The 5,708-nt window shown below is 61.7% G+C and carries 3 protein-coding genes and 3 pseudogenes; 4 read left to right on the top strand and 2 right to left on the bottom strand.

What is annotated here, in order from left to right:
* Positions 1–887 (top strand): IS21 family transposase (istA, locus tag BZF57_RS20495; protein ID WP_086741211.1); only part of this gene is annotated, 887 nt, incomplete at its 5' end.
* The gene (gene istB, locus BZF57_RS20490) at positions 884–1,756 is read left to right on the top strand and encodes an IS21-like element helper ATPase IstB (RefSeq protein WP_086740089.1); all 873 of its coding nucleotides are present in this window, start codon (positions 884–886) and stop codon (positions 1,754–1,756) included. The genes istA (BZF57_RS20495) and istB, both read left to right, overlap by 4 nt.
* Before the next feature lie 82 nt (positions 1,757–1,838).
* Here istB and istA (BZF57_RS20485) read toward each other — a convergent pair.
* A pseudogene (gene istA / locus BZF57_RS20485) lies at positions 1,839–2,843 on the bottom strand (IS21 family transposase); the annotation flags it as partial.
* A 147-nt stretch (positions 2,844–2,990) separates the two neighbouring features.
* Between istA (BZF57_RS20485) and BZF57_RS20480 the strand changes: the two are divergent.
* Positions 2,991–3,419: pseudogene (locus BZF57_RS20480) on the top strand (integrase core domain-containing protein); the annotation flags it as partial.
* 373 nt (positions 3,420–3,792) lie between these two features.
* Positions 3,793–4,395: pseudogene (istA, locus tag BZF57_RS20475) on the top strand (IS21 family transposase); the annotation flags it as partial.
* A 241-nt stretch (positions 4,396–4,636) separates the two neighbouring features.
* Here istA (BZF57_RS20475) and BZF57_RS20470 read toward each other — a convergent pair.
* Positions 4,637–5,635, bottom strand: coding sequence for an IS110 family RNA-guided transposase (locus tag BZF57_RS20470; protein ID WP_082734746.1), 999 nt, complete (start codon positions 5,633–5,635; stop codon positions 4,637–4,639).
* Between the last annotated feature and the right edge of the window lie 73 nt (positions 5,636–5,708).

Here is a 5,708-nt window from a genome sequence, read left to right as displayed (position 1 = left end):
GCCATCAGGCTCAGGTCGACTTTGCGCAGTTCCGGGTGCGTTTTGCTGATGCGCCGGATCGTGTGCAGGTGGTCTGGCTGTTCTCCATGGTGCTGGGCTTCTCGCGCCTGATCTGGGGGCGGTTCGTGCTGCGCCAGACGATGCCCAGTGTGCTGGCATGCCATCGGGCTGCGTTCGAGGCGATCGGCGGCGTGCCGCGCGAAATCCTTTACGACCGCATGAAAACCGCAGTGATCGGCGAGGATGAGGACGGGCGCGTCGTCTACAATCGGACGCTTGTGGAATTTGCGAAACATTACGGCTATCTGCCGAGGGCCTGCCGTGCGTATCGGCCGGAGACCAAGGGCAAGGTTGAGCGTCCGTTCCGCTATATCCGGGAGGACTTCTTCCTTGGCGGTGTGTTCCGCGACCTGGATGATCTGAATGTCCAGTTCAATCGCTGGCTCAGCACGGTCGCCAATCCGCGCCTGCATGCTACGACGGGGCGGGTCGTGAACGAGGCCTTCGCCGAGGAAATGCCCGCGTTGCAGCCCTTGCCGCTGGTTCCCTTCGGTGCGGTGCTCAAGCTTGAGCGTCGGATCAGCCATGAGGGCATGGTCAGTGTTGGCGGCAATTACTACTCGGTTCCGGATGCGACCCGTCGGCGTGTCGTGGAGGTCCACAGCCTTGCGGACGAGATCCGCATCTTTGAAAATGATCGTCTGATCGCCCGCCATCCTTTGCTTGAGGGACGGCGGCAGCGCTCCCTTCTGGACGGTCACCGGCGTCATCGGCGCCGGAACGACGATCTGCCCTTGCCGCATGGGTTTACTGGCCAGCAGGTCGCTCGTCGCTCGCTCGATATCTATGCTGCCATCGGACAGCAGCTGGCAGGAGCAGGCGCATGAACTCGCTCCTTCCAGATCCCAGCGCATCGCTGCTTGACCGGATCAAATCCAGCATGGTCGGCCTCAAGATGCCGCGTGCGATCGAGGTCGTCGATGACTGCGTCTCCCGCCTTGATCGGGGCGAGATTACGGCTCTGGAGGCCGTGGAACAGCTGTTGCTCGAGGAGCTGACGTTCCGTGAGGAACGCCGCATCCGCACTGCCCTTCGGATGGGCCGGGTCAACACGGTGAAGACGCTGGCTGGATACGACTTCTCGTTCCAGCCTTCGCTCGACAAGGCCAGGATCATGGCGCTGGCTGAGCTCAACTTTGTTGCGCGCGCCGAGGTCGTGCACCTGCTGGGGCCGCCGGGGACAGGCAAAAGCCATCTGGCCAGCGCGCTTGGGCTTGAGGCGGTCAAGGCGGGCAAGAGCGTGTCGCTCATCACCCTTGCCGATCTGATCGGCGCTCTGGCGAAGTCAGAACGTGAAGGCGCCTTGCGCGAGCGGCTCCGGTTCTACTGCCGACCATCGCTCCTGATCGTCGATGAGATCGGTTACCTGCCGGTCATACCCGGAGGCGGCAACCTGTTCTTCCAGCTGGTCAATGCGCGTTACGAAAAGGGGGCGATGATCCTCACTTCGAACCGCGGCTTTGCAGAGTGGGGCGACATCTTCGGCAGCCCCGTGGTCGCAACCGCGCTGCTCGACCGGTTGCTGCATCATGCCATCGTCATCCAGATCGACGGCTCGAGCTACCGCCTGCGTCGGCATGCCGATCTGCTGCCCGAGCATATCAGGTCCAACGCCCTGATTACACCGCCTGCGCCGATCGAACCCCGGCGCCGCGGACGCCCACCCAAAAATGGAGGCGCCACACAAACCACCTGATCAACCGAACCGCAAAGTGGGGAATTTTACTTTGCCAGTTCCGGGGATTTTTTCAGTGCCGTTGACACTCGATCTCGACGATCCGGCGCGTCCGGTCAGGAACGCTGTAATAATTACCGCCGACGGCCACGAGCCCGTCATGACTGACCCATCGGTCGAGCTTCAGCACCGCGGCGAAGCGGTGCTCGGGCAGGCGCTGCAGCTCAACCTGCTCCTCGGCGAACGCCTCGGCCACCACGCGCTGGGTCGTGCCGTGCACCTGCGCATTGGCGACATTGTCGAGCCACTCGATGAGCTGCGCGTTCAGATCCTCCATGTTGCGGAAGCTGCGGCCCAGGAAGAAGTCCTCGCGGATATAGCGGAACGGCCGTTCGACCTTGCCCTTCGTCTTGGCACGATAGGGCCTGCACGCCCTGGGCTGGAAGCGGTAGTGCCTTGCCAGCGCCAGCAGAGAGGCGTTGTAGATGATGTGGCCCTGGTCGTCCTCACCGGTCACCGCCGTCTTCATGCGGTCATAGAGGATCTCGATCGGCACACCGCCCAGCGCCTCTAAGGCCTGCATGTGACAGCGCAGCAGGGTCTGCAGATCCTGGTGCAGCACGTAACGGGCGAAGACGAAGCGCGAGTAGCCCAGCACCAGGCTGAACAGCCAGACGATCCGCACCGCGCCAGGTTCATCGGTAAACGCGACCACGAAGCGGGCGAAGTCGACCGGCCCTTGCACCCCGGCCCTGGTCTCGAAGCGAACCTCATAGGGCTTGGGATCATATTCCGGGCGGATCGCCGCCAGATAGCGCTTCACCGCCGTATAGGCCCCCGTGTAGCCCAGCTCCCTGATCTCGCGGGTCAGCCGCAAGGCCGTCAGATCGGGGAACGCACTCACCCGCTCGCGCAGGAACTCCTTATAGGGCGCGATCTTGCTCGGCCGGCCCACCTTGCGCGGGCCATAAACCGGCATCTCGACGCCGCGCTCGATGTATTTGCGGACGGTCTTGGGATCGCGCCCCGTGCGGCGCGCGATCGCCGTCACCGACAGACCCTGCCGATGCAACTCCAGTATCATCATGGCTTCTCCAAGTCGGATCATCGGCGCAGCCTCCCATCGGAGACCTTATCTCGCCGATTTTTGGCGTTCTCCGATGCGCCGGGGTTAACCCCGGCGCATCGGAGAACCACGTCCAACAATCAGTGAATTTTCAAAGCCCACTTTTGCGGAGAATTACACGCCCACTGACAGGCGATGGGCTTCGTTGCCACCACTGCCGGCATATCTGCCGAGGATGTGCGCGACCTCATGACCGCCACCGTCGAGCACCGCTTCGGCCGTGTGAACAGGCTGCCTTCTACCATCGAGTGGCTGACGGATAACGGTAGCTGCTACACCGCCAGACAGACCCGCCGCTTCGCCCGCGAGATCAACCTCAGGCCGCGCACAACCCCCATCGAAAGCCCACAATCCAACGGCATGGCCGAGGCCTTCGTGCGCACCATGAAGCGAGACTACGTCCGCGTCGCCGAAAAGCCCAACGCCAGAGCCGTGATCAACCAGCTGCCCAGCTGGTTCCACCACTACAACACCGTCCACCCGCATCGCGCCCTTGGCTACCTCGCCCCGCGCGAATACATCACCCAATCAACCAGTGAGGAACTGTCCGGGAATTAAGGGGCAACGACACAAGGTGCTGTTCTTTAGGGTATCCGTTGTCTCGGCCCGTCCAATTCGAAGCCATCAAGAGTGCGTCAACGTAACTGAGGGTAGCGTTTCCGGGGCCCGTAAGATACCTCCGGAGCAGGTGATTTCGTGAGTTGCAATGACTAACAAGAATAACGTCGAGGATGACTGTTTCGCGCAGCTGGTGGCAGCCTTGCCCGGAGCTGCCTGCCTGTTCGAGCGGGTCTCGGACGACGAGCGAGTGCAGTGGCTGTAGATTTCCGTTGAGATTTGACCCGGGAGGGTGGTGAGTTTTCGTTGAGATTTGACCCATGTTTTGACCCGTTCCTTGCTGTGAGCAGCGAGGGAGACAGGAGTGATCGACATGGCGTTACTGAGTGTTATCCGTCGCTGGCATCTGCGAGACCGGATGCCGATCCGGGAGATCGCGCGGCGCACTGGCTTGTCGCGGAACACGATCCGCAAGTATCTGCGCAGCGGCGCGGTAGAGCCGCGGTTTCGGGTTCCCGAGCGTTGCAGCAAGCTGGACCCGTTTGCTGAGAAGCTGTCGCATTGGCTGCGGATCGAGGCTGCCAAGTCGCGCAAACAGCGACGCACGGTGAAGCAGTTGCACGCCGATCTGGTGGTGTTGGGATTTGACGGTTCTTACGGGCGCGTTGCCGCTTTTGCGCGGGCGTGGAAGGCGCAGCGGCAATATGAACAGCAGACCAGTGGACGCGGGACCTTCGTGCCGCTGGTGTTTGCGCCGGGGGAGGCGTTCCAGTTTGACTGGAGCGAGGACTGGGCGGTTCTCGGCGGCGAGCGTGTGAAGCTGCAGGCGGCCCATACCAAGCTGACGCACAGCAAGGCCTTTATCGTCAGGGCTTATCCGCTGCAGACCCATGAGATGCTGTTCGATGCGCTGACGCAGGCGTTCCGGGTTCTGGGCGGTGTTCCGCACCGTGGGATCTTCGACAATCTATGGACGCCTCCCGCCGCAAGATGATTCTGATCGGTACAGTTGGCTCGGGTTGCATGAATCTATCCGGCCTTTGGTTGAAGCGGTTAGGCTTCTGGCCTTGATGGGAGTCCGCTACTTCTTGCCTAATAACATGATCGGCCTTGATGGCCTTGTCGAAAATCAGGCTTCGAAGCGGCGGCCCATGCCGTTGCACCATCAGTATCCACCTCGCAATCGCTGTAGGACAGACCTCGTTTGCATGGCGCCGTTACGCCGGCAGATATTCTTCCTTCCGCGCCAACAGAACCCAAGCAATGCGGGCCGTCTTGTTAGCGAGCGCCACGAGCGCCTTGTTGAAGCCCGCCCGAGCGACAATTCCCTTCAACCAAACTGATCGTTGATCGTCTTTCGCAGCCAGTCGGCTGATCACTGCCCTCGCGCCATGAATGAGTTGTCTGCGCAGGTAGTGGTTGGCGCGTCGGCCAATGCCGCCGAGCTTGGGTTTGCCTCCGGTCGTATACTGTCTTGGGACCAATCCGATCCAGGCGGCGAGCTCGCGGCCTGAGCGGAAATGTCGACCGTCATCCACCGCTGCGACGAGCGCGGTCGCGATCACCGGCCCGACGCCCGGCAACGCAGCAAGCCGACGGCATGCGGCATGTTCGCGGCAGATGCTAACGAGCTTGGCATCGAGCTTCGCGAGGCGGGCTTCTACGTCGGTGAGCTGATCGATCAACTCCGTAAACAGCTCGCGGGCAAGTTCGGACAAATCAGCCTCAGCTACCGCAGCAGGAGCCTGTTGACGGAAGCGCCACGGACCTTTGGGCAGCACGACGCCATACTCGGCGAGAAGCCCTCGCGCGTGGTTTATGAGCGAGGTGCGTTGGACGACCAACCGCTCACGCACGCGATGTAGGCATTGAAGATCCTGCTGCTCGGTCGTCTTCACTGGCACGAAGCGCATAGTAGGCCTCGAAGCTGCATCGTAGATCGCCTCCGCATCGATAGCATCGTTCTTGGAGCCGCGGACGAACGCCTTGACGAATCTGGGGTTTACCAGACGCACTTGACGACCGGCCGCTGCGAGCTGTCGCCCCCAATGGTGGGCGCTCGCACAAGCCTCCATGGCGACGACTGCAGGACCAAGTTCAGCCACTGCATCCTCGAGCTTGGCACGACTCACCTTGCGTGAGACCACCACCCCGTCAGCATCTATCCCGTGTAGATGGAACGACTGCTTCGCCAAGTCGATCGCTAACATTTCCATCGTCATCGCCTTCCTCCTTTTGGTTGGACACCTATGGTGCCCGGAAGACGGGAGGCGTCCATCCCATAACATG

Source organism: Erythrobacter colymbi (assembly GCF_002155685.1).
Taxonomy (GTDB): Bacteria; Pseudomonadota; Alphaproteobacteria; order Sphingomonadales; family Sphingomonadaceae; genus Erythrobacter; species Erythrobacter colymbi.
Note: the sequence above shows the minus strand (reverse complement) of the source record. Positions and strands in the feature narration are given on the sequence as shown.